At 71.1% G+C, this 23,016-nt stretch carries 18 protein-coding genes; 3 read left to right on the forward strand and 15 right to left on the reverse strand.

The features are described 5' to 3' along the window. Window positions 1-34: 34 nt before the first annotated feature. From N5079_RS01985 to N5079_RS02000, 4 genes are all read right to left on the reverse strand, one after another. Entirely contained in the window at window positions 35-871 is an 837-nt protein-coding gene (locus N5079_RS01985; protein WP_261581541.1) for a glycosyltransferase family 2 protein, read from the reverse strand. Between the two features lie 277 nt (window positions 872-1,148). Then, the gene (locus N5079_RS01990) at window positions 1,149-1,931 is read right to left on the reverse strand and encodes a PhzF family phenazine biosynthesis protein (RefSeq protein WP_261581542.1); all 783 of its coding nucleotides are present in this window, start codon (window positions 1,929-1,931) and stop codon (window positions 1,149-1,151) included. Between the two features lie 277 nt (window positions 1,932-2,208). Beyond that, complete coding sequence (locus tag N5079_RS01995; RefSeq protein ID WP_261581543.1) at window positions 2,209-3,450, reverse strand: acetate/propionate family kinase; 1,242 nt, start codon at window positions 3,448-3,450, stop codon at window positions 2,209-2,211. A gap of 52 nt (window positions 3,451-3,502) precedes the next feature. Beyond that, window positions 3,503-4,237 carry a PP2C family protein-serine/threonine phosphatase gene (locus tag N5079_RS02000; protein WP_261581544.1) on the reverse strand — a complete coding sequence of 245 codons (735 nt, stop codon included), beginning with the start codon at window positions 4,235-4,237 and terminating at the stop codon, window positions 3,503-3,505. 57 nt (window positions 4,238-4,294) lie between these two features. Here N5079_RS02000 and N5079_RS02005 point away from each other — a divergent pair, with 57 nt between their 5' ends. Together N5079_RS02005 and N5079_RS02010 are read left to right on the forward strand one after the other, a co-directional pair. Next, on the forward strand, window positions 4,295-6,532 hold the full coding sequence (locus tag N5079_RS02005; RefSeq protein ID WP_261581545.1) for an N-6 DNA methylase: 2,238 nt from the start codon (window positions 4,295-4,297) through the stop codon (window positions 6,530-6,532). Window positions 6,533-6,576: 44 nt separating this feature from the next. Then, on the forward strand, window positions 6,577-7,467 hold the full coding sequence (locus N5079_RS02010; protein ID WP_261581546.1) for a serine/threonine-protein kinase: 891 nt from the start codon (window positions 6,577-6,579) through the stop codon (window positions 7,465-7,467). Between the two features lie 286 nt (window positions 7,468-7,753). On the opposite strand, the gene N5079_RS02015 is transcribed toward N5079_RS02010, so the two are convergent. From N5079_RS02015 to speB, 8 genes are all read right to left on the reverse strand, one after another. Continuing rightward, window positions 7,754-8,797 carry a DUF2293 domain-containing protein gene (locus N5079_RS02015; RefSeq protein ID WP_261581548.1) on the reverse strand — a complete coding sequence of 348 codons (1,044 nt, stop codon included), beginning with the start codon at window positions 8,795-8,797 and terminating at the stop codon, window positions 7,754-7,756. A 14-nt stretch (window positions 8,798-8,811) separates the two neighbouring features. After that, a complete protein-coding gene (gene rodA, locus N5079_RS02020; RefSeq protein WP_261581549.1) occupies window positions 8,812-9,984 on the reverse strand; it encodes a rod shape-determining protein RodA in 1,173 nt (390 codons plus the stop codon). Then, the gene (gene mrdA, locus N5079_RS02025; RefSeq protein ID WP_261581550.1) at window positions 9,981-12,071 is read right to left on the reverse strand and encodes a penicillin-binding protein 2; all 2,091 of its coding nucleotides are present in this window, start codon (window positions 12,069-12,071) and stop codon (window positions 9,981-9,983) included. The genes rodA and mrdA overlap by 4 nt, the downstream gene beginning before the upstream one ends. Next, on the reverse strand, window positions 12,064-12,639 hold the full coding sequence (locus N5079_RS02030; protein WP_261581551.1) for a rod shape-determining protein MreD: 576 nt from the start codon (window positions 12,637-12,639) through the stop codon (window positions 12,064-12,066). Before N5079_RS02030 ends, mrdA begins: the two co-directional genes overlap by 8 nt. 20 nt (window positions 12,640-12,659) lie before the next feature. Beyond that, window positions 12,660-13,424, reverse strand: a complete 765-nt coding sequence (gene mreC / locus N5079_RS02035; RefSeq protein WP_261581552.1) for a rod shape-determining protein MreC — start codon at window positions 13,422-13,424, stop codon at window positions 12,660-12,662. Next, on the reverse strand, window positions 13,421-14,452 hold the full coding sequence (locus N5079_RS02040; protein WP_261581553.1) for a rod shape-determining protein: 1,032 nt from the start codon (window positions 14,450-14,452) through the stop codon (window positions 13,421-13,423). The genes mreC and N5079_RS02040 overlap by 4 nt, the downstream gene beginning before the upstream one ends. Window positions 14,453-14,640: 188 nt before the next feature. Further along, entirely contained in the window at window positions 14,641-15,615 is a 975-nt protein-coding gene (locus N5079_RS02045; RefSeq protein ID WP_261581554.1) for a hypothetical protein, read from the reverse strand. A gap of 127 nt (window positions 15,616-15,742) precedes the next feature. Beyond that, window positions 15,743-16,756 carry an agmatinase gene (gene speB, locus N5079_RS02050; RefSeq protein WP_261581555.1) on the reverse strand — a complete coding sequence of 338 codons (1,014 nt, stop codon included), beginning with the start codon at window positions 16,754-16,756 and terminating at the stop codon, window positions 15,743-15,745. 153 nt (window positions 16,757-16,909) lie between these two features. Between speB and N5079_RS02055 the strand changes: the two genes are divergently transcribed. Next, entirely contained in the window at window positions 16,910-17,920 is a 1,011-nt protein-coding gene (locus N5079_RS02055; protein WP_261581557.1) for a Gfo/Idh/MocA family protein, read from the forward strand. Between the two features lie 75 nt (window positions 17,921-17,995). Here the strand turns inward: N5079_RS02055 and N5079_RS02060 are convergent, their stop codons facing one another. The 3 genes from N5079_RS02060 to N5079_RS02070 form a co-directional block, all read right to left on the reverse strand. After that, complete coding sequence (locus N5079_RS02060) at window positions 17,996-19,906, reverse strand: PH domain-containing protein (protein WP_261581558.1); 1,911 nt, start codon at window positions 19,904-19,906, stop codon at window positions 17,996-17,998. After that, window positions 19,903-20,394, reverse strand: coding sequence for a PH domain-containing protein (locus N5079_RS02065; RefSeq protein WP_261581560.1), 492 nt, complete (start codon window positions 20,392-20,394; stop codon window positions 19,903-19,905). The genes N5079_RS02060 and N5079_RS02065 overlap by 4 nt, the downstream gene beginning before the upstream one ends. A gap of 170 nt (window positions 20,395-20,564) precedes the next feature. After that, entirely contained in the window at window positions 20,565-22,697 is a 2,133-nt protein-coding gene (locus N5079_RS02070; protein ID WP_261581561.1) for a carbohydrate-binding protein, read from the reverse strand. Window positions 22,698-23,016 lie beyond the last annotated feature (319 nt).

A 23,016-nucleotide genomic window follows, 5' to 3' on the forward strand; every position in this document is an offset into this window, starting at 1 on the left:
TTGACGAGTGTCAGAGCTCACGGAGTGGTGACTGTCAGCTCTGTTCCAGCAGCCTTCGGGCCGACTCCACGGGGTGTGACAGGGCGCGGCGGCGTGCCAGGGCCCCCGGGAGCCTTCGAAGCGCGTCGCGGAGGGCCTGCCGGCCGACCGGTCCACGCAGAACCGTTGTCATGACCATCCGCGCCACCACCGGCCACGGACGGCGCATGACGGCGGTCAGCACCGCGTTGCGCGAGGCGAGGACCTGCCTGCCGCGCAGGTCGCGAGGGGCCGAAGGGTGGTGGTGCGCCACCACGTCGCTCACGTAGGCCAGCCCCCAGCCGGCCGCCGCCAGGTCGAGGGCGAGACGCTCCTCCTCACCGAAGAAGAACACGACGTCGTCGAAGCCCCCGGCCGCCAGATATGCCTCGCGGCGCACGACCGCCCCGCAGGCCAGGAACCCCAGAATGCTCGGGCCGGGCAGATCCGCCTCGGCAGGGAGGGGGGAGCGGGCCATCTCCGCACAGATGGGATCCAGCCGCTCCTCCGGCCCGACGAACACTCGGGCCGCGAGCACCGCGAGGCGCGGATGGGCGTCGAGGCTGTCGGCGGCCTTGTCCAGCGCCCCGGACGCCCACCAGGAGTCGTCGTCGGCGAACGCCACGTATGGGGTGGTTGCCCGCCGAACGCCGACGTTCCGGGCGGGAGCGCCCAGGTTGCGGCCGAGCTCCACCACATCGACATGCGGGAAGCGCCGCCGTACGAACGCGGCGGTGCCGTCCGTGGAGCCGTTGTCCACCAGGATGACGGGGCCGTCGTGGTGGGCCAGCGAGCGCTCCAGCTCGTCCCGGCGGTTCTGCGTGGCCACCACCAGCGTGACCCGCGCGGTCATCGCCCGCCTGCCATGGTCGAGGGCGTCACGCTGTCGCGAATGCCACAAGGGGCTTCGTAAGGCCCGGACGCGCTCAGGGCCACCCAGGCGATCGATCCACCGCATGACCCGGCAGTGGCGGGGAGCGACGTCCGGAGGCGCGGCGACAGCCGGCGTGGCATGGCGGACATGCGCTCAAGAAGCGTCTCCGCCGTCTCGAACCCGAGGACTCTCATCCTCGGTATCTATCCAAAGGCGCCGCTGTATCCCATAACCTCCGCATGGCCGTACACCGGCATCAGATGTGCAGCTCGCCGGACCAGATGGTCACGGCGTGTCCCGCCAGCTCGACGCGGTCTCCGCGGAGCGTCGTGCGGACGGTCCCGCCGCGCTCGGACACCTGCTCGCCGACGAGCCGGTCACGCCCCAGCTTGTCCGACCAGTACGGCGAGAGCACGCAGTGCGCCGATCCGGTCACCGGGTCCTCGGGGACTCCGGCCCTCGGAGCGAAGAACCGCGATACGAAGTCGGCGGAGGTGCCGTCGCCGGGGGCGGTGACGATGACACCACGGGTGTCCACCGCGGCGAGCCGGTCGAAATCGGGAGCGGCCGAGCGGACGGCCTCCGCGGACTCGACCTCCACCAGCAAATCGAACTGGCTGCGCCCCACCCAGACGGGCTTCACGCCCAGGGCCTCCACGAGACCGTCCGGGGCCTCGGCGGCGGTGGCCCGCTTCGCCGGGAAGTCCATCGCGATGAGCCCGTCGCCGGCCTGGTCGGTGGTGAGGACGCCGCTCCTGGTGGCGAACTCCAGACGTCCCGAGGCGCCGAGGGAGTAGAGGACATGGGCGGTCGCCAGGGTCGCGTGCCCGCACAGCGCGACCTCGACTGCGGGGGTGAACCAGCGCAGCGAGTGCCGCGACCCCTCCTCGCCCATCACGAACGCCGTCTCCGAGTGCCGCATCTCGGCGGCGACGGCCTGCATCCAGGCGTCCGTCGCGGGGGCCTCCAGGAGGCACACGGCGGCGGGATTGCCACGAAAGGCCTGGTCGGTGAACGAGTCGACGGTGAAGATTCGCATATTGCCCGATTCTAGGGACCCGGTCAGCCAACCGTCGCCGTGATCATGCAGGGGTTCCCGGAAAGCTCGGGGACGTGGGGTTTCCAATGGGGTTCCCCCGATCGTGATCATGCATGGATTCCGCCGTAGGCGGTCTGATCAGGGACGACACTGTTTGTGATCATGCAGTGTCCGCCCGCCGGGCGCACCCTCGTCATGCATGATCACGTTGTGCGAAGCGCCAGGTAGGACGGTGCGTGCGGGAACCTGTGCATGATCACGCGGCAAGGTTGGGTCGTCAGGTCGGGTGGCCGAAGACGGCCAGTGTCTCCCGCGCGACCTGCAGCTCCTCGCGGGGCTTGACCACCAGAACCGGAACACGCGCGCCGGCCGGGCTGATGAACCCGTCGGTGTCGGGGTCGCCGCGGACGGGCGGCTCCAGGCCCAGCACAGATAGACGGCGGCACACGCCCTCCCGGACCTCGGGCTGGTCCCAGCCGATCTCACCCGTGAAGACGAGCGCGTCGAACCGGTCGAGGTTGGCCGTGGCCGCCGCGATCTCCCGGCTCACCCGGTGGACGAACACGTCGAGCGCGAGAGCCGCCGCCTTCTCCTTGGACGCGACCAGCTCGCGGGTGTCGCCGGAAAGCCCGTCCGACAGCCCCAGCAGGCCGGATCGGTGCTCCAGCCCCTCACGCAGATCTTCGAGCGAAAGGCGGGAGTCCGACAGCAGCCAGAGCAGCATTCCGGGGTCCACGCTGCCCGACCGCTTGCTCATCGGGACGCCTTCCAGCGGAGTGAATCCCATCGAGGTGTCCACGCTCCGGCCTCCCCGGATGGCGCACACCGACGACCCGCCGCCGAGGTGCGTCATCACGAGGTCCAGTCCCTCTACGGGCCGATCGAGCAGCTCCGCCGCCCTCCGGACGGCCCAGGCGTAGGACAGCCCGTGAAAGCCGTACCGGCGCAGGCCGTACCGCCGCCGCCACTCGGAGGGCAGGGGATAGGTCGCGGCGGCTTCCGGCATTCCGGCGTGGAAGGCCGTGTCCGGGCAGAGGACATGCGGCACCGTGGGCAGTGTGCGCCGTGCCGCCTCGACGAGTGCGAGGGCGGGTGGCACGTGCAGCGGCGCGAGGTCGGCGTACCGCCCGACCGCCTGCAGCACGTCGTCGTCCACGACGGTCGGCGCGAGTACGGCGTCGCCGCCGTGCACGAGTCGGTGGCCGACGAACCCGACCTCCAGCCGGCCATCCTCTCCACCTCGGCCGTCGCTCCCGCCCGCCGTCGCGCCCTCAGCGGCGCCATCAGGGTTGTCACGACCGCTGTCCGTCCCGCCGCCAACGCCGCCGGGTCCGCCGGGTCCGCCGCCAAGGCTGCCGAGGCCAGACGCCTTGGCGAGGAAGTCCGACAGCGTCCGCTCCGCCTCGGCCGGGTCCGGGCTCTGCTCGCTGTGTTCCGTGAGCAACACCCGGCCGTCGCGGACGAGGTGAAGCTGGAGGCTCGAGGAGCCGGCGTTGACCGTGAGGACCACCGGTGTCATAGCCGTCCGTCTCCCCGCGCCGGGTCGTGCCAAACCGTTTCGGAGGCGCGGGTCAGGGGGAGACGGGCTCGACGTCGGCGACGATGCAGGTGATGTTGTCCGGGCCGCCGCCCTCGTTGGCCAGCGCTATGAGGTGGCGGACCGCCTCCTCGGGGTCGGCGATGGTGGTCAGCAAGTGGTGCAGGGTCTCCGGTTCGAGCACCGCCGTCAGGCCGTCGGAGCAGAGCAGATAACGATCGCCCGGGTAGGCGTCGCGCAACGAGAGATCGGGGTCGGCGAGGCCGCTGGTCTCGAGCGCCCGAAGGAGCAACGACCGGTTCGGGTGCCTCGCCGCCTGGTCGGGGCTCATCCGCCCGTCGTCGACCAGCGACTGGACCAGCGTGTGGTCACGGGTGATCTGGTAGAGGGCGCCGTCCCTGAGCATGTACGCCCGCGAGTCGCCGACGTGCGCCAACGCGAAGCGGCTGTGGCCGTCCCAGAGCATCGCGGTGATCGTGGTGCCCATCCGCTCCAGCGCGGGATCCTGCTCGGCCAGCTCGCTCAGCCTGCGGGCCGCGTCGCGGACCGCGCCCTCCAGCGCGGCGAGGGGATCGGCGGAGAGAGGGACGTCCTCAAGAGCCGAGAGCGCGGAGATGGCGGCCGCGCTGGCGACCTCCCCGTGCCCATGTCCGCCCATTCCGTCGGCGATGGCGAGCAGCTGCCTGCCCGCGTGCACCGAGTCCTCGTTCTTCGTGCGGGAGCGCCCGACGTCCGATCCTGCGGCATACCGAATGCGGTTGTGCGTCATGGTTTTGAGTAAACCATTGGTTGAATCACTTCACAAGCATGGATTAGTCTGAGTTCCATGAGCCAGGACGCGACAGTGAACGCGGGCGACATCGCCCGGTTGGCCGACGTCGGAAGGGCCGCGGTGAGCAACTGGCGCCGCCGTTACGAGGACTTCCCGCAGCCGGTCGGGGGCACGGCGTCCAGCCCCCTGTTCTCCCTGCCCGAAGTCGAAAAATGGCTGCGCCGGAACGGCAAGGCGTTCGAGGTGTCGCTCGGCGACCGGATCTGGCAGCGGCTGAAGGCGTCGGCCGACGACCTCCATCTGGGCGAGCTGCTCGGCCACGCCGGCGCGTTCCTGCTCTACACCCGCCGGGACCCCGGCGGCTGGGAGGGCCTCGCCGACAGCCGCGACCTGGTCGTACGGCTCCCGCACGCCGTCGCCGCGGCCACTCCCGACCTCCCGGTGAACCTCGGGTCGCCGGACGCGGCGGGAGCACGGCTGGCCGATCCCGGTCTGATCCGCCTGCTCGCGGAGATGGCCGAGAGGGACGGCGCGGCCGAGACCTTCGAATTCCTCTGCGAGCGATACGTCGAAGCCCACAGCCGGCGGCTCTCGATCACGCGGCCGGAGATCGCGGGTCTGATGGCGCGGCTCGCCTGCCCCGAAGGCGGATCGGTCCTCGACCCGGCCTGCGGTCTCGGCACGCTTCTGCTCGCCGTACAGACGGAAAGGGCGCTACGGCCGGACGCGCCGACGGCGAGTCAAGAAACCCAGCCGCGGGTCCCGGAGCGGGACGGGCAGGGATGGCTGCTCGGACAGGACGCGAGCGAGACGGGGGCGCTCCTCGCCGCGCTGCGGCTCCTGCTCCGCGGGCACCGCGCTCGTATCGTCGGTGGGGACGCCCTCCGGCATGACGGCTTCTCCGGCGAGCGGGCCGACGCGGTGGTGTGCGACCCGCCGTTCAACGAACGGGCGTGGGGCCACGAGGACCTGATCGGCGATCCGCGCTGGGATTACGGTATGCCGCCCCGGGGCGAGTCTGAGCTGGCGTGGGTGCAGCACTGCCTCGCCCATGTGCGGCCGGGCGGGCTGGTGGCCATCCTGATGCCGTCAGCGGCGGCGAGCCGACGTCCGGGCAGGCGGATCCGGGCGAACCTGCTGCGGGCGGGCGCGCTCCGCGCTGTCGTGACCCTGTCGCCGGGAGGCCCCGACCTGTGGCTGCTGCGCCGTCCGCGGGCGGGGGAGCGGCAGCCCACGGCGATCCTGCTGGCGGACGCGGGGGAGGACCTCTCGCTCGTCGAGCCGGCGTGGCGTGCGCACCTGGCCGAGTCTGAGCCGCCAAGCGGCGGCCGTACGGTCCGGATCATCGACCTCCTCGACGACGAGGTGGACGTGAGCCCGGCGCGGCACCTGTCCGCGGGGAGCGACACCCGCGGCTTCCCCGACGCCCGCGACCGGCTCGTGGAAGCCGCGGCGGTGCTGGCCCAGGCGATGGCCGAGTCCCTTCCGGACCTGGAGGTGCTCGGCGAGGGCGAGCTGGGCTGGGACACCCCGGTGACGACCGTCGCGGAGCTCGTCAAGGCGGGGCTCGTGACCGTTCTCCACTCGACCTTGAAGGCATCGGACGAGCCCATGGAGACACGTGGACATCCGATATGGACACGGGGTCTTCCGACAGAGACACGGAGCCTTGCGACAGAGGCACGGAGCCTTCCGACAGAGACAGGGAGCCTTCCGACAGAGACAGGGAGCCTTGCGAGGGAGACACGGGGCCGTCCGGCAGAAACTCGGGGCCTTCCGATGCTGACGGCCGACGACCTCGCGCGTGGCGGTCCGCCCACCGGCCTGGCCGCTCCCGGCCCCGACCTCGTGACGATCGAGGACGGCGACATCGTCGGCTCACCCGTCACCGCCCGGGTGATCGAGGCCGGTGGCGCTGTGCTGGGCCCCCACCTCACCGTCTTCCGCGTCGACCGGGCGAGGCTCGATCCCGAGTTCCTCGCCGGGTTCCTCCGCTTCGCGGCGGCCGGCGGGCGGACGCACCCTGGAAGCAGGCCGGCGCACCCCAGCACCAGGTGGACGAGCTCCAGGTCGACACATCTGGGCGCCAGCCGCGTCGAGGCCCGCCGGGCGCGCGTCCCGCGGATTCCGCTCGCGGAGCAGAGACGGTACGGCAGGGCCTTCCAGCAGTTCCTCGCCCTGGAAGACCGTCTGGTGGAGGCCGCCACCGCCGGGGAGGCGTTCGTACGGCTCGGCGTCGAGGGCATCGTCGATGGCCGTCTCCGGCCTTGTGACCCCTCTTCGTCTTCATGATTGAAGGTGTAACTTTTTCCCGCAAAGGTCGACGGGAGGGACGCATGGTCATCGGCGACCGTTATGTGCTTGACGACCTTCCCCTGGGCCAGGGCGGCATGGGCGCCGTCTACGGCGGCCACGACCGGCGCCTGGACCGCAAGGTGGCCGTCAAGTTCCTCCGTTTTCCCGGAGGTCCGGACGAGGAGCTCGAGCGCCGCTTCATCCGCGAGGCCAGGATCCTCGCCCGGTTGGAGCACCCCGGAGCGCCGGTCCTCTACGACTTCGGCACCTTCGACCAGCGGCTCTTCCAGGTCATGCAGTTCATCGAGGGAGTGACTGTCGCCGACCTCGTCAGCGAGCACGGGCCGCTGCCGGTGCCGTGGGCCGCGGCGATCGCCGCGCAGGCATGTGCCGTGCTCACCGCGGCGCACGCGCTGTCCATCTGCCACCGCGACCTCAAGCCGACCAACCTCATGCTGTGCCCGGACGGCAGCGTCAAGGTGCTCGACTTCGGGCTGGCCATGCTCCGCGAGGCGGACGTCGCCCAGTTCACCCGGATCGGCCAGATCCTGGGCACCCCGGCGTACATGTCGCCCGAGCAGATCCAGCGCGGTGTCGCCGACCCGAAGAGCGACCTCTACGCCCTCGGCTGCGTCCTCCACGAGATGCTCACGGGAAGGCAGCTCTTCACGGGGCCGACCGAGTACGCCGTGTTCGACAAGCAGGTGAAGGAGCGGCCGCCGCGCGTCCCGGGGGTTCCGGCCCAGCTGGACCGGCTCATCGCCGACCTGCTGGAGAAGAAGCCGGAGAACCGGCCCCCGGACGCGCACGCGCTCTATGAGCGGCTGCAGCCGTTCGCCGTCGACCTTCCGATGCTGCCGGGCTTCCTCAACCCGTCGTCGGTCCCAAGCCCCGGCCGCATGTACGCCCGTATGGTCGGCCGCGTCCACTAACCCCGATTGGTCGCCGTGATCATGCAGGGTTTCCCGGAAGCTCGGGGACGTGGGATTCCCGTGGGATTCCTGTGGAGTTCCCGTGGGATTCCCCCGATCGTGATCATGCATAGATTCCGCCATATGCGGTGTGATCAGGGCCGGCACTGTTTGTGATCATGCAGTGCCTGTCCGCCGGGCGCACCCTCGTCATGCATGATCACGCTGCACAAAGTGCCAGCTGGGTCGGTGTGTGCGGGAACATGTGCATGATCACGCGGCGCAGAGCGCCAGGTGGGGGTTGTGGTCATGTGCGCCAGGCGGTCAGGACCTGGTCGATGCGGGGGCGGATCTGGTCGCGGGCGTCCATCCGGGGAACCCCGGACATCAGCAGGCTGTCGTAGTCGGTGTCGAGATGGCGCACGCTCGCGACCACGGCCAGGGTGATGGCGTTCTCGTCGAGGGCACGGGCGGCCGCCGTCCGGCCCACCCGGCCACTGCCACGCACGGCGGCGTGCAGGGCGATGGCCTCGGCGCGCTCCGGCGGGCAGCCGGGGAACAGGCGGCGGATCTCCGCCGCCATCCTCGCCTGGAACTCGACGTCCTCGTGGGCGCGCCGGTCGCGGTCGCGTTCGCGGCGGCGGAGCCGCGCCTCCTCGTCGGCCAGACACTGCTCCTCGGCCCGGATGAGCGCCGTCTCCTCGACTAGGATGCCGAGCCGCTCGTACCGCTTACGCCTCCGGTTGAACTGGACGACCACGGCGGACAGGCCGCTCTCCTTCTTGGCCCGGCGGCTCAGAGCCGCGTTCCCGGCCGGCAGGAAGTGGAGGTGGTCCATGTCGGCGCAGGTCAGGCAGAACGGCTGGTCGTCCTCCATGATCAGGTACGGACCGGTCTCCCGGCATCCGGCGCAGGCCCATGTCTCCAGAGGAGCGACCACCACCAGGTCGGGCGCGCGGTTCTGGCGCTCCGCGAGCTGCCGCTGCCTCGCCTCGCTCAACGTCGGGGAGACCCAGTGGACGCGGAACAGGCGCTCCAGCTCCTCGCCGCCCTCGGCCGTGAAGCGCAGCGGCCGCCGGTCCCTGCTGGCCGCCGAGTAGGCCGTCTCGCTCGCGACGAGCCCGGAGGCCACCGCCCACTCGCGCAGATGGGTGACCGCCTCGACCATCCGGGCGGCGTCCACGGCGGCCAGCCGTTCGAGGCTGTCCACCCGGCCCTGCCGCCAGGTGTCCACATGGCGGGCGTGCAGCCACCGCAGGCCGGTCAGCACGTCGATCGCCGTCACGTACTTCCGCGTCGCCAGGGCGATCTTCGCCGCTTCCGCCACCCGGCCGCCCAGCTTGCTCCGCACCCCACAAGAGTGCCCTATCCCAGCGGTGTGCGGCTCCGCGTCCGATGTACGGCCTCCAGCAGCCCGACCGCCGTGAGGGTCGAGATGGTCGCCGATCCTCCGTACGAGACGAACGGCAGCGGCAGGCCCGTGATGGGCAGGATGCCCACGGTCATACCCACGTTGACGAACGTCTGGAACGCCAGCCAGCAGACCACCCCGCCCGCCAGGACCGTGCCGTACGGCGAGGCGCTCCTGGCCGCGATCCGCAGGCCGCGCCAGAGCACCACGGTCATCAGCAGGATGACGCAGGCCGCGCCCAGAAAGCCGAGTTCCTCACCCGCCACGGTGAAGATGAAGTCGGTGTGCTGCTCGGGGACGAAATGCCCGGCGGTCTGCTCACCCTGGAACAGGCCCTTCCCCAGCATGCCGCCCGAGCCGATGGCGATCCGGGCCTGGGTGGCGTTGTATCCCACCCCCAGCGGGTCGGCGTCGGGGTCCGTCAGGACCATCAGCCGCTGGAGCTGGTAGGGCCGGATGAGGTGAAGCCGCCACACCACGAGCAGCACGAGGCCGGCCGCCGCCGTCAGCCCGGCCAGCCACCGCTTGGGCGCTCCCGAGACCACGACCATGCCGGCCACCACCGCCGCGAAGACGAGGGTCGTGCCGAGGTCGGGCTGCAGCATGATGAGCCCCATCGGCAAGGCCGCCAGCCCCAGAGCGAGGAACACCGCTCCGGGGCCCGGCCGCCGTTCGCCGTCGCGCAGCTCTCCCAGGGCCATGGCGAGCGCGAGCACCAGAGCCACCTTGGCGAACTCCGACGGCTGGAACTGGAGCCCGGAGCCCAGGACGATCCAGGCGTGCGAGCCGTTGACCGTACGGCCGAGCGGCGTGAGCACCGCGACCAGCCCGGCGAGCGCCAGCAGATAGAGCACCGGCACGTACGCCCGGAGGATCCGCAGGTCACACCGCGACACCAGCCACATGAGGACGAACCCCAGGCCCACACTGACCGCCTGCCGCTGGAGCAGGGTCGAGCTCGGGTCCGTGCGGGTGGCCGACCACACGAGCAGCAGTCCGATCCCGGAAAGCGCAGCCGACGTGGCGGCCAGCCCCCAGTCCAGTGACGCCAGCAGGGGAACCCAGCCCCGCCGCGCCTGCGTGCGAGGCCGCAAGAGCCGTAACGGAGTGGGACGGAACGTCGTCATCGCGCATCACCTACCCGAGCCGGCTCGAAGGAGGCCCTGTGGGAGGCATTGTGGGAGGCATCGCGGGGCGCCTTCCGGCTGTGACCGTGCCTGTGCTTCCCGGCGGTCGTCTTCTTGCCGTGTTTCTTGGCGTGCTTGTGATGCGCCTTGCCGTGGAGGTCGTAGATGCCCTCCCAGATGTCCCTGGCCGCCGGGGCGGCGGTGCTCGCGCCGGTGCCTCCCTGGGAGACGACCACGACGACCACGTAACGCGGCTTCTTGGCCGGGGCGAAGGAGGCGAACCACGACGTGTCCTGCCTGCCGTACGCCTCGGCGGTCCCGGTCTTGCCGGCGACGGCCAGCCGCTTGAACGGGAAGCCCTTGAAGGCGGCGGCGGCCGTGCCCTCCCGGGGGACGTCGGCGAGCGCGTCGCGGATGTAGCGCAGCGTCCTGCGGGAGACGTCGACCCGGCCGGTGACGGGCGGGGTGACGGTCCGGACCACGCTGCCGTCCGGGCGCACCAGGGCCTTGGCGACGCGCGGGCTGAAGACCGTGCCGCCGTTGGCGAGGGCGGCGTAGGCCCTGGCGAGCTGCAGCGGCGTCACCAGGACGTCGCCCTGGCCGATGGCGAAGTTGGCCGCGTCACCCGCCCACCACACGCCGCCGTTCTGGCAGTTCTCCGCGGCCAGCGCCTTGAGGTAGGCGGCGCGCTTGCGGTCGGCGACGTCCGGATAGCCGGTCTTGGCCCGGCGGCAGCTGTCGGCCCTCGTCCGCTCCCAGTTGGCCTTCTTCCAGGCCCGGTCGGGGACGCGGCCGGGTGACTCGTTGGGCAGGTCGATCCCCGTGCGGTTCCCGAAGCCGAACTTCCTGGCCATGGACTGCATGGGGTCGGCGGGGTGGCGCACCGGCTTCAGCCCGCCGTCGTGCTTCCACATCCGCTCGGCGAAGCGGTAGAAGATCGTGTCGCAGGAGACCACGAGCGCTCTGTGCATGTTCATCCGGCCGAGCGCGATGCCGTCGAAGTTGCGGAAGGACCGGCCCCCGACCTTGTAGGAGCCGGGACAGTCGTAGGAGGCGCGCAGTTTGTATCCGGCGTCGGCCGCGGCCGCCGTGGAGGTGACCTTCCACGTCGAGCCCGGCGCCCACTGTCCGAGCACCGCGTTGGAGACCAGTGGCAGGGCCTCGAAGTCGCGCTGGGAGATGCCGCCGCTCCACACGGCCGGGTCGTAGCTCGGGTAGCTCGCGAGGGCGGTCACCCGCCCGGTGGCGGCCTCCAGCACGACCGCCGCGCCGGAGTCGGCCGGCTCGCCCCGCTTGCGCGCGTTCGTCACGGCCTTGGCCAGCGCGCGCTCGGAAAGCTCCTGGATCCGCGCGTCGATGCTGGTCACAAGGGTGTCGCCGGGATGCGGTGCCTCCTCGCGGAGGAGGCCGGTCACCTTGCCGGTGCTGTCCACGGCCACCTCGCGAAGGCCGGTACGGCCCGCCAGCTCGGTGTCGTACTCCGCCTCCAGCCCGTCACGGCCCACGAGGTCCGGGCCGCCGGACCGGTCGGACGGAGACGGCGGCTGGAGGTAACCCAGCAGGTGGGCCCCCGCCTTGTGCAGCGGATAGGTCCGCACGGGCCGCAGCGCCGTGCTGACACCGGGGAACTCCGCCTGGCGCTCCGCGATCCGCACCACGGTCCGGGGGTCCACGTCGTCCGCGACCGTGATCGGCTGGTACGGCGAGCCGGGCCAGCACGGCCGCGGCACCTCCCGGCTGCACAGCCGCGCCCGGTCCGCGATCTCCTGGTACGGCTTGCGCAGCGCCTCCGCCAGCCGGGTGAGCACCGCCCTGCCTCCATCGGGCTGATGGATCAGGGCCATGTAGTCGACGGACACCTGCGGCATGGTCTGGTTGGCCACGAGGGGATGCCCGTGCACGTCGAGGATCTGGCCCCGCACGGAGGGCAGGGGCACCGTGCGCACACGCGACTCGGTGGCCGCCCTGGCGTAGGCCGGACCGGTCGTGACCTGCAGATACCAGAGCCGGCCTAGCAGCGTCAGCATGAGCGACGTCACGACGACGTAGAGGACCACGAGCCGCCCGCCGTGCGCGCCGCTACGCATGGTGGCCCCCGGTGTAGTGCCCTCTGGCGGCCGCTCGCGACGCCGGACCGCCGAACCGGCGCCGCCGGGGCAGCAGGGAGACGAGGGCGACGGCGACCAGGGTCCCGCCGGCCACGGTCCAGGCCAGCGACCCCGGCAGGCCCCCGAGGACGGACGTCCAGCTCTCGTCGCCGAGGACACCGGCGAGCGCGGCGTCGAGCAGGGCGCCGCCGAGCGTCCCGCCAAGAGCGGCCGCCGTCCGCTGGCCGGCCGAGCTGTCGGCGGGGACCAGCGCGCAGAGATAACCGATCAGGCACAGCACGAGGGCGTGCCGGCCGATGGAGTGGTCCGCCGGCGGCGCGATGTCCGCGGCCAGGCCGGCGGCGAACCCCACGACGGTCGCCGCCATCGGGCGGAGAACCATCCCCAGCGTGACCACGCCGATCAGCACGAGGTCGGGGCCGCCGCCGGGAAGGCCCAAACCGTTCACCACGGAGACCTGCGCGACAGGGGCGAGCAGGACCAGCGCCACAGCCAGCAGCGCGCGTCCGGCCGGGTTCCCTGCCGGCTTTCTCGCCGGATCCCTCACCGGCCTCCTCGCGGGCCTTATCACTGCGGCGCCCCGTCCCCCGGCCGGCCTGGGCCCACCACCACGGTGACGAGGTCGAGGGTGCTGAAGTGGGCGAAGGGCCGGACGAGAGCCGTCCGGGTCAGGGCGCCCGAGGTGCCCTCCACGGCGACCACGCTGCCGACGGGGACGTCCGGCACGAACGGCCGCATGTTCTCCGACCCGAGCGTCACCACCCGGTCGCCCACGCGGACGGCGGCGTCGGCGTTGAGCAGGCTCAGCCGCAGCAGCCCCCGATCAGGGACGCCCGTGACGAGCCCGACCTCGCGCGAGGTCTCCAGCCGCGCGCCCACCGACGACGAGGGCGCGGTGGCCAGCAGCACGGTCGCCGTCGACGGACCCGCCTGCACGACGCGGCCGACGAGGCCGTCGCCGTTCAGCACGGTCATGTCGCGGGCCACCCCGCTGCCGGTTCCCACGTCGAGGGTGACCGTCTGGTCCCCGCCGAAGCCGATCGCGTGGGCGGAGACGACCTGGTACGCGGCGGCGGCTCCGGCTACGGCCGCGGTGGGACGCCGTCCGGTCAGGACCTCGGCCCGGAGCCGGGCGTTCTCCCGTTCGACCGTCTCCAGCCGCCGGGCGTCGGAGGCCCAGCGGGTCACCGAGGACGTGACATTCTCCAGCGAGCCGTAGACGCCCGATCCAAAGGCCCGGAGCGGCGTGAGGGTGATCCAGTGGTCGGCCGCGATCAGCAGGACGGACACGAGCACCAGCAGCGCGGGCGCTCGCCGACCGGCGGCTCTCATCGGCGGGTTTCGGGAAGGAACACGTCCTGCATGTCCTCGAAGCGCTCGACGCAGCGGCCCGCGCCCAGCGCCACGGACTGGAGTGGCTGATCCACCAGGTGGATGGGCATGCCGATGGCCTGCCCGAGCCGTTCGGCGAGCCCGTCGAGCAGGGCGCCGCCGCCGGTCAGCACGATGCCGTTGTCGAGAAGGTCGCCGGCGAGCTCGGCCGGACACTGGTCGAGCGTGCTCTGCACCGCGTCGATGATCGTCTGGACCTGGTCCTCGATCGCGTCCCTGACCTCCTCGCGGGAGATCGTCGCGGTCTTCGGCAGGCCGGTCACCAGGTCCCGGCCGCGGATCGGGAGCATCTTGTGGTCGTCGCCGGGGCGCACGGTGCCGAGCGTGATCTTGATCTGCTCCGCCGTGCGCTCGCCGAGGAGCAGGGAGTGCTCCTTCTTCACATAGTTGACGATGGCCTCGTCGAGTTCGTCGCCGCCGACCCTGACCGACTTCGCCACGACCACGCCGCCCAGGGAGACGATCGCGACCTCGGTGGTGCCGCCGCCGATGTCCACGACCATGTTGCCCGTGGCGTCGCCCACGTTGAGGCCCGCGCCGATCGCCGCGGCCATCGGCTCCTCGATGATGTGCACGCGGCGGGCCCCGGCCTCGTAGGCGGCCTCCTTGACCGCGCGCTGCTCGACGCTCGTCGTGCCGCTCGGCACGGCCACGACGACGCGCGGCTTGGCAAGGTAGCGGTTCTTATGGGCCAACTGGATGAAATGCCGCAACATGCGCTCGGCGGCGTCAAGGTCGGCGATCACGCCATCCTTCAACGGGCGGAGCGTGACGATGTGGGGCGGCGTCCGCCCGATCATCCCCTTGGCGGCCGTGCCGACCGCGACGATCCTGTCGGTGTGCAGGTTGATCGCCACGACGGAAGGCTCGTCCAGGACGATGCCCTTCTTCCGCACATACACCAGCGTGTTCGCCGTACCAAGATCGACCGCGATGTCCCGGCCCAGAAATCCCCACGCGAAACCCATCGCCGACCAGCTTTCAGAAAGGGAGAGTACGGCGTGGCCGCTGCCCGGCGCCGCACAGCCTAAACAACGCGACCAAACCGGCCCCCGAATGGCTCAACCGGGACAACGCGGTGCGGGATGAATCAGCCGTTAACCACGCAGTCCTGAGCGAACGCAGGCCATCAGTAAGGCTGCCGGAAGAAGGCCGCCTAGACAACGCTGAGGTAGACATCTCTCGCCAGCCTCGTGACCCGCTTGGCCGAACCGGCGAAGGACGCGCCCGGCGGCTGGAGGGTGAGCACCACCATGATCAACCGGTCGCCGATCACGCCTGTAGTGTGGAGCACAGGACGGCTGAAATCAACCGGATTGGGTGCCGCCGAGTGCGTGGCCAGTCCGGACGCCGCCGTGCCTGACCTGGACGACGCGAGTGACGACATTGGCAGCGACGTGGTCGTGGCCTTCACACACTTGACGGGCGGGACGGCGCCGAACCCCGACCAGCCCTGCTTGACCGCCCACGGCCGGGGGACGGCCCGTGGGATGCCGAAATACTGGTCGAAACCGTCACTGGCGCACTGCCAGGCCTTCCGAAGCTGGCCGAGGATGAAGTCGCGCACAGGAGGATCGGCGCGCTCCAGCAGGTAGCGGTAGACGAGCGCGATGTCGGACGCGCTGATCGCCGTGTAGCCCCAGAAGCCCGGTTTCGCGACGGGTGGCGGGCCGGTGTCGGCCAGCCCGAGCTTCCGCGCGACCCGCTGGACGATCCGCCCCTGGCCTCCGCGTCGCCACAGCGCGGTGGCCGCGTTGTCGTCGCTGCCGCGCAGCATGGGCACGAGCAGCCCGAGGTCCTTCTTCGGGGTCGGCCCCTTGTGCCGCTCGAGGTAGTCGAGCGCGATCAGGATCTTGACGACCGACGCGGACCTGAACCGGTGATGCTCCTGGTGGCGGGCGGTCACCTTGCCCGTGCCGAGGTCGACGACGACGTAGCCCGCCGTAACCCCGGCCGGCACCCGCACCGGCGCGCGCAGCCCCACCGCCCCCGCCGGCACCGAGGCGCGCAGCCCCACCGCCCGCACGCCCTCCTCCGACTGGGCCTCGGCGACCAAAGCGGGGAGCATCGCGACCACGACGGCGACGAGCATCACCACGAGCCTGGCCGCCAGGGCCTTTAATCGCGTCACTCGACAATCCCTACCAGATCATCGCGTGCGTGCCGTACCGAATGCCCATCGTGACCCATGCGCCGCCCGGCTCCCCGCCAGGTGCGCCGCCCATCAGTGAGGCGCGGCGGCCGCAACCGGCCCGCGGTCAGCGGCCGTCGAGGAGCGGCTGGGCGGGATCCCAGCGGGTGCCGTCGGCGGCGTCCCTGCGGCGGCGAGCCATCGCCGAGAGCGCTTCAAGGACCACGCGGTTGCCCAGATAGGCCGTGATGTCCGCGTGGTCGTACGGCGGCGCGACCTCCACGATCTCCACTCCCACGACCGGCAACTCGTAACAGGTCCGCCGGACCGCGTCGAGCAACTGGCGGGCGGTCAGGCCGCCAGGCTCCGGCGTGCCGGTGCCGGGCGCGTGCCCGGGGTCGCAGACGTCGACGTCGACAGAGAGGTAGACGCCGTCGCAGTCGTCGAGCGCGATGCCGTACGCCTCGGTGAGGCACTCCTCCAGGCCCCTTGTGACGATCTCGGTCATCTCGTAGGAGCGCATCTCCTGCCCGGCCATCCAGTCGAGGATGTCCGGACCGGGCCAGTAGCCGCGCAGGCCGATCTGCAGGAACCGGTCGCCGCGGATGGCTCCCGACTCGATCAGCCGCCGCATCGGCTGGCCGTGGCCGTAAAGGTGGCCGAACTCGATGTGTCCCGTGTCGGCGTGGGCGTCGAAGTGCAGCATGGAGATCCGGCCGAAGCCGTGGTGGCGGGCGACGCCGGTCGCGTCCGGGAGGGCGACGGTGTGATCTCCGCCGAGGACGATGGGGACGGCTCCGGAGGCCGAGATACGGGCGACGGCCTCCTCGATCGCGCGCAGGCTGCCCTCGATGTCACCCGAGTAGGTCTCGACATCGCCCGCGTCCAGCACCCGCAGGTCCTTGAGGGCGTCCACCCGCAGGGCGAGGCTCGGCCGGGAGCCGTCGTGTGGCAGGTAGCAGGTCTGGCGGATGGCGTTCGGCCCGAAGCGCGCGCCGGGACGGTGGGACGTGCCGCCGTCGAAGGGCGCCCCCAGGATGATCACGTCGGCGCCCGCGTAGCTCTCCGGGTCGTCGAGGTCGCAGCGGTCGACCCCCAGGAAGGTGATATCGGGCCCGAACATCTGGCCGTAGCGGGTCAATCGAACTCCTTCAGCGCTGGCGCCGGGACCGTGTGGTCCTCGTCACGATCCCGGATCGGGCGTGCCCGCTCATGGTTCCCATCAGGGATGGAACGGCTTCGTCATGCTATTTGGGGACAGGCCGGAAGTGTTATCCGGACGAGATCCGGCGGGATGAAGCCGCGGGGATCAGCGCTATGGTCTCCGATCGTGAGCGAATTTCGATGGGGTATCGCCGCTACTGGCGGGATCGCGCGCAGTGTCGGGAATGTCATAGCCAGGGAGCCTGGCATGAGCGTCGCCGCGGTCGGCTCGCGCGACCTTGACCGTGCCCGGGGCCTGGCCGCCGAGCTGGGCGCGCCGCGTGCGTACGGCTCCTACGCCGAGCTGGCCGGCGATCCCGACATCGACGCGATCTACGTGACGACCCCGCAGGCGCAGCACCTGGAAGTCGTCGAGCTCGCCATCGCCGCCGGGCGCGCGGTCCTGTGCGAGAAGCCGCTCACCGCCGACCTGGCCGAGGCCGAGCGGATGGTACGGCTGGCCCGGGACAAGGGCGTCTTCCTCATGGAAGCCATGTGGATGCGCTTCAACCCGCTGATCGCCCAGATCGCCGGCCTGGTGGCGGACGGGGAGATCGGTGACCTTCGCTCCGTGAACGCGTCGTTCGGGTTCGCCCTGCCGTACGACACGCATCATCGCCTCTGGGACCCGGCGCTGGGCGGCGGCGCCCTGCTCGACCTGGGCGTCTATCCCGTAAGCTTCGCGCACCTGCTCCTCGGGGAGCCCGCCGCCGAGGACGTGGCGGTGCACGGGAGCCTGGCCGAGAGCGGCGTCGACGCCGAGGCGGCCCTGCTGCTCGGCTGGCCCGGAGGCCGCCGGGCGCTGCTGGAGACCTCGCTCGTGAGCCCGCTGCCGACCACCGCCTCCGTCATCGGCACGACCGGGCGGATCGACGTCGACGAGCTGTTCTTCGCACCCACCCGGTTCGTGCTGACGGTCGACGGGGCCGAGCCGCGGGTCCACGAGATCCCGGACCGGGAGGTCGCCTTCGCGGCCCAGGCCCGCGAGGTGCGGCGGGCCGTCGAGGCGGGGGAGACCGAGAGCCCCGTCATGCCGCTGGACGACACCCTGGCCGTGATGCGCCTGCTCGACCTGGCCGTCCGCCGCCTCCGCCAAGCTTGACGACGCCCGGCCTGCCCGACGCCCCGCCTGCCCGACGCCCCGCCTGCCCGACGCGGCGCGGCGCGGCCGGGCGGCTCAGGCGGTGAGAAGGTCGGGGTCCCTGCCGGTTGAGAGGAACGGGTCGAGCAGGCCGGGGGAGCCGTCCACCGCCAGCTTGAGCGCCTGGTCCAGCTCGATGTCCTGCACGCGGTATCCCTGGCGGCCGGCGGCGGTGGTCGCCGTCAGGGTGACCAGACGGGCGCGGCGCTGAAAGAAGGACCGCTCGACGTTCCAGCCGATGATCCCGTCGCATTCCAGGGCGACCCGCCTGCGGACGAGGGAGCCCCAGCGGGTCACCAGGTAACCCGACACGAGGGCGTGCCCGAGGCTGCGGTAGCGATCGGCCGCCACCATCGCCGTGACCGGCAGCAGAGCCAGGGCCGTCACCCACGTCCACGACGGCAGGTCCGCCCAGGCCCACAGCGCGAGCAGGACCGCCGCCAGCAGCGCGTTCACGCCCAGAGCCCGGGTGAAACGGCGCCGCAGGGCCGCGGCCGAGTGCGCGATCAGCGGCGCGGTGACGGGCGAGACCTCCCCCGTCCCGCGGACATCCGGCGTCTCCCGGACGGCGTCTTGACGGACGTCCGGATGAGCGCTCGCATATGCGCGCCGATGAGCGCTGTCGAGAATGCGGACGGCCACGGCCTCCGCTTCGGCGCGGGGGGCGGGAGGGAGCAGCATCGAGCCGCCGCGCTGCGCGCCCTGGCCGACGCGCAGGCCGGTGGCGACCGCGATGAGCCGGGCTCCCCGTACGGCCCGCAGCAGCAGTGGCTCGCTCACCTCGATGCCGCGCAGCCGCCGCTCCTCGATGGTGGTGGCTCTCGTGGTGATGAGGCCGCGCGTGACGTGCAGCGTCCCTCCGGTGTGCCGCGTCAGCCGGAAGTCCCAGAAGGCCAGGACGTAGCCGATCGTCGAGGCGACCCCGACGAAGACGGCGAGCAGCAGCACGACCGTCGCGATGGCGAGCGGCAGGGAGAGGGCGCTGAACCAGTCCCATCCTGAGCGGACCGGCCCGATCTCGCCGAGGTCCACGTTGCCCTCGGAGGTCACCCGCGAGACGAAACCGGCGATCACACCCACGGTGATGAGCCCCGACAGCGTGAAGGGCCCGAACCGGAACCACCCGGGCCGCAACCTGGCCAGCTCCGTCTCGCTTCCGTCCGGCTCCGGCGCGGCGCCCGGGAACACCGGCAGCCCCGGCGTCGAAGGCGCTCCCGGAGCCTTCCCCAGCACCGCCGCGGACGCCGCCGCGGACCCGGCCGGCAGTGTGGACAGGTGTGCCTGTGCCGGTGTGGACGCCGCGGACGCGGCAGCCGTACGGCTAGCCCGATGGAGCAGTTCGACGCGCAGCCGGGCCGCGTCCGCGGTGTTAAGCGCGTCGAGCTTGAGCTCGCCGCCGCCCTTCCTGTCGGACCGCCCGGTGCCGACCTCGACCCTCGCGAGGCCGAGCAGGCGGTGCAGCACGTGGGAGGTGACGTCCACCGTGCGGACCCGGTCGCGCGGAACGGTCAGCACCTTCCTCCGCAGGAGGCCCTTCTTCACCTGCACGTGGTCGGGCGTGATGCGGTAGGTCGTGGTGAACCAGCGCAGCGTGCCGAGGGCGACCGTGACGGCGACGGCCGCGAGGCTCCACAGATGGCCCCCGCCGCCCTTGCTCGACCCGGCGGCGACCAGGCCGATCAGCGCGGGAGCGGCCCGCACGACCTCCTGGAACGGGTGGATCACCAGCATTCGAGGGCTGAGCCGCCGCCACGGGGTCACCAGCGCATCCGTATCCGCGCCCGCGCCGGCGTTCACGCCCGTGCGCGTGCCCGCCTCGGTGTTCGCGCCGGCCCCGGCGTCCGTCGCCATGCCCATGCCCGCGGCTGGATTCATGTCCGCGTTCATGTCCGCGTTCATGTCCGCGTTGACGTCGGCGTTCGTTTCGGCGTTCGTGTCGGGGCTCATGTGGCATCACCGGCTGTCGCCTGGGCGTTGGCGGTCAGCTCTTCGACGAGGCGCTGAGCCGTATCCCGGTCGAGGCCGCTGACGCGCAGCGGTCCCGCGGCGGACGCGGTCGTGACGGTGACGTTGGCCAGCCCGAAAAGCTGCTCCAGCGGTCCGCGCTCGCTGTCCACGGTCTGGATGCGGGAGACGGGCGCGATGCGCCACTCCTGCTTGAACCACCCCGACTGCGTGTAGACGGCCGACGGTGTGGTCTCCCAGCGGTGGACGCGGTAGCGCCACTGGGGCATGACGGTGAGGTGAGCGAGCGCGGCGGCCGCCGTGACGGCGAGGCCGGCGACGTGCGCGGTCACCTGGTCGCCGTCGGCGACCAGCCAGACGACCTGGGCGGCGATGAGGATCAGCCAGCCCAGAGCGGCCCGCGCGGTCCAGTACCAGATCGCGGTACGGCTGACGCGGTGCCGAGGGGGGCGGAGGGTCGTGGTTTCCACGCCTCTAACTTTGCATGATTCGGAAAGCGTCTCGGCAGTGTGCTGGATCCCCACCTTTTCAGGACGAATGTCATACCGCTGTCCAGTGAGACCAGGCCCAGGGCGCGGACAAGCCGGGACATGGGTACGGCCCGCGCCCCCCGAGGACGCGGGCCGTACAGGAACCGAACTCAGCCCACAGTGATCTTGTCGAGGTTGGGGCCGCCGTTCACGGTGGTCGCCGTGGCGCGGATGGTGTTCGCACCCGCGTTCAGGTTGACCGTGAAGGTGTCGTCAGTCCAGGTGTCCCAGTTCGCCGTGGGCGGGTAGGACCGGGTGCCGATCGACGTGCCGTTGACCGTGATGTCCAGCGGGCGGTCCACCGTCGTTCCGTTGGCGTACCGGAGCGTGACCTGCGCCGGGCCCGCCGAGGCGGCGTTGACGGTGAACTCCACGTAGCTGCCGGTGGTGTTCACGTAGTCCACGAAGCCGGTGCCGGTGTAGCCCAGGTGGTTGGTGAACGCGCCGGCCTGGGACAGCGTGGCGTCCTCGGCCTGGTAGACGGTGCTGCCGCCGCCCCCGGTGATCGTGCCGAGGTCGAGGTAGTCGAGGTTGGGGTTGCCACCCGCGCCCGTGGCGGTCACCCGCACCTTGTTGGCTCCGGCCGTCACCGGTGCGGTGAAGGTGTAGTCCTGCCAGGTGTCCCAGTTGGCCGTCGCCGGGAAGACGTGGCCGGCCTGGACGACCGTGCCGTTCACCGCGATGTCGGCGGGCCGGTCGGCTGTGGTGCCGTTGGCGAACCGCAGGGTGAGGGTGGCCGTCCCGGCGCTGGGCGCGTTCACCGTGAACTCGGTGTAGCTCGCCGCGATGTTGTCACCGTTGACGAAGCCCGTGCCCGAGTAGTTCAGGTGGTTGGACTCCACGACACCCTGGGAGATCGTCGCGCTCTCGGCCTCGTAGCGGTTCGGGTCGGGGTTGGTGCCGCCGCCCGGCTTCACCCGGATGAGCCGCTGCTCGCCCGGACGCAGCGTCGCGCTGTAGGAGGTGCTGATCGTGCCCTCGCTCGCGCCCGACCAGAGGTTCGTGACGTCGGCCGAGCCGCTGAAGCCGACCTGTGACCAGGTCACGCTCACGGTCGAGTTGCCCGTCGTGCCGGTGTTGAACAGCGCCACGATGTAGTCGCCGTTCGCCTCACGCTTGCGCCACACCTGGTTGACGCCGCTGTTGACGATCCGCGAGGCCGCGACGCCGTCCTGGTCGACCGCGATGATCCGGTCGTTGGTGAGCATGGCCATGTCGGTGGAGTTGAGCGCGGTCAGGTCCGTGCCGAGCAGCAGAGGAGAGGCCGCCATCGCCCACAGGGTGAACATGGTCCTGCGCTGGTCGGCGTTGATGCCGACCTGGTCGCCGTTGCCGAGTTGCAGGGAGTCGAGGTCGTTCCACCCGCCGGGGCCGGCGTACGGCTGCCAGGAGGCGGCCGAGTTGAACCGGGTGGAGACGTGGCTCCAGTCGGTGAGCGGGTAGTCGCTGCCGTTCGGGCCGGGGCCGCAGTAGCACTCGACGTCGCCCTGGGTGCGCCAGCTGTTGGCGAGCTGCTTCCAGGTGGTGGCGTTGGCGATCGGCAGGTTGTTGGACAGCGCGTAGTTGATCGGGCGTCCCGTGGCCCGCAGGGCCTTGTCCCACGCCTGAACGTCGGGGATGTCCCCGGCGTGCACGCCGTCGATCTTGAGGTAGTCGACACCCCACGACGCGAACTGCCTGGCCCACGAGTTGATGAACTCCTGCGCGCCGGGCTTGCTGTAGTTGATGTAGTACATGTTCTTGCAGTTGTAGTTCTTCTCCAACTGCGTGGTGTCCGCGATGTCCTTCGCGTGGTACGGCGTGCCCTCGATCGCGGTGTTCGCCGTGACGGCGTTCTTGGCGATGCCGGGGGTCACGTAGAAGCCGAACTTCAGGCCCTTGGAGTGGACGTAGTCGGCCAGCGCCTTGATGCCGCTCGGGAACTTCGTGCTGTCGACCTGCCACCGGCCGAACGAGTCCACCATGAAGCCGTTGGCGTCACACTTCTGGTAGAAGTCGTCCAGGTTTATGTAAACGAAGCCGTGGCTGACCAGACCGCTGCTGGCGAGCGCGTCGGCCTGGGCCTTGATCTTGGCTTCGGTGGGCCACCGCCGGACGAAGCTCCAGCTGCTCCAGCCCATCGCGGGCCGGATGGAAAGCCCGTTGTCGGATGCCGACGCGCCGGGGGCGGTCGCCACCGTGACCGTCGCGCTTGAGATGCCGATGGCGGCCGCCGCCAGCACCGTTAATAACTTTCGCCTCAAACCTCGGTCCTCCTGGGTTGTACGGTCCGCCCCCTAGTACGCGTAACCCATGAAAGCTCCGATGTTTGGTGGCGTCAATATCTGTTGCACTTTGGTTTTTTTGGCGGGATCGCGCTGTTGGTATGTGTGGGATTCCACGGCGCAGGGGAGTCCACGCCCGGCAAGCGCCTGACCTCGGACGACACTGCGGCTATCGTAAAGGACATTAACTTGAGGAGAGGTCCAATCTCTCCAAGACATCAGCTCAGCGCCCTCCGTGACGGAGGGCGCTGAGCGGACTCCCGGCCAGGTCTCAGCCCGTGCCGGGGCGGCTCACAGC

The organism is Planotetraspora sp. A-T 1434, assembly GCF_025420585.1.
In the GTDB taxonomy this organism is placed as follows: domain Bacteria; phylum Actinomycetota; class Actinomycetes; order Streptosporangiales; family Streptosporangiaceae; genus JAOEGB01.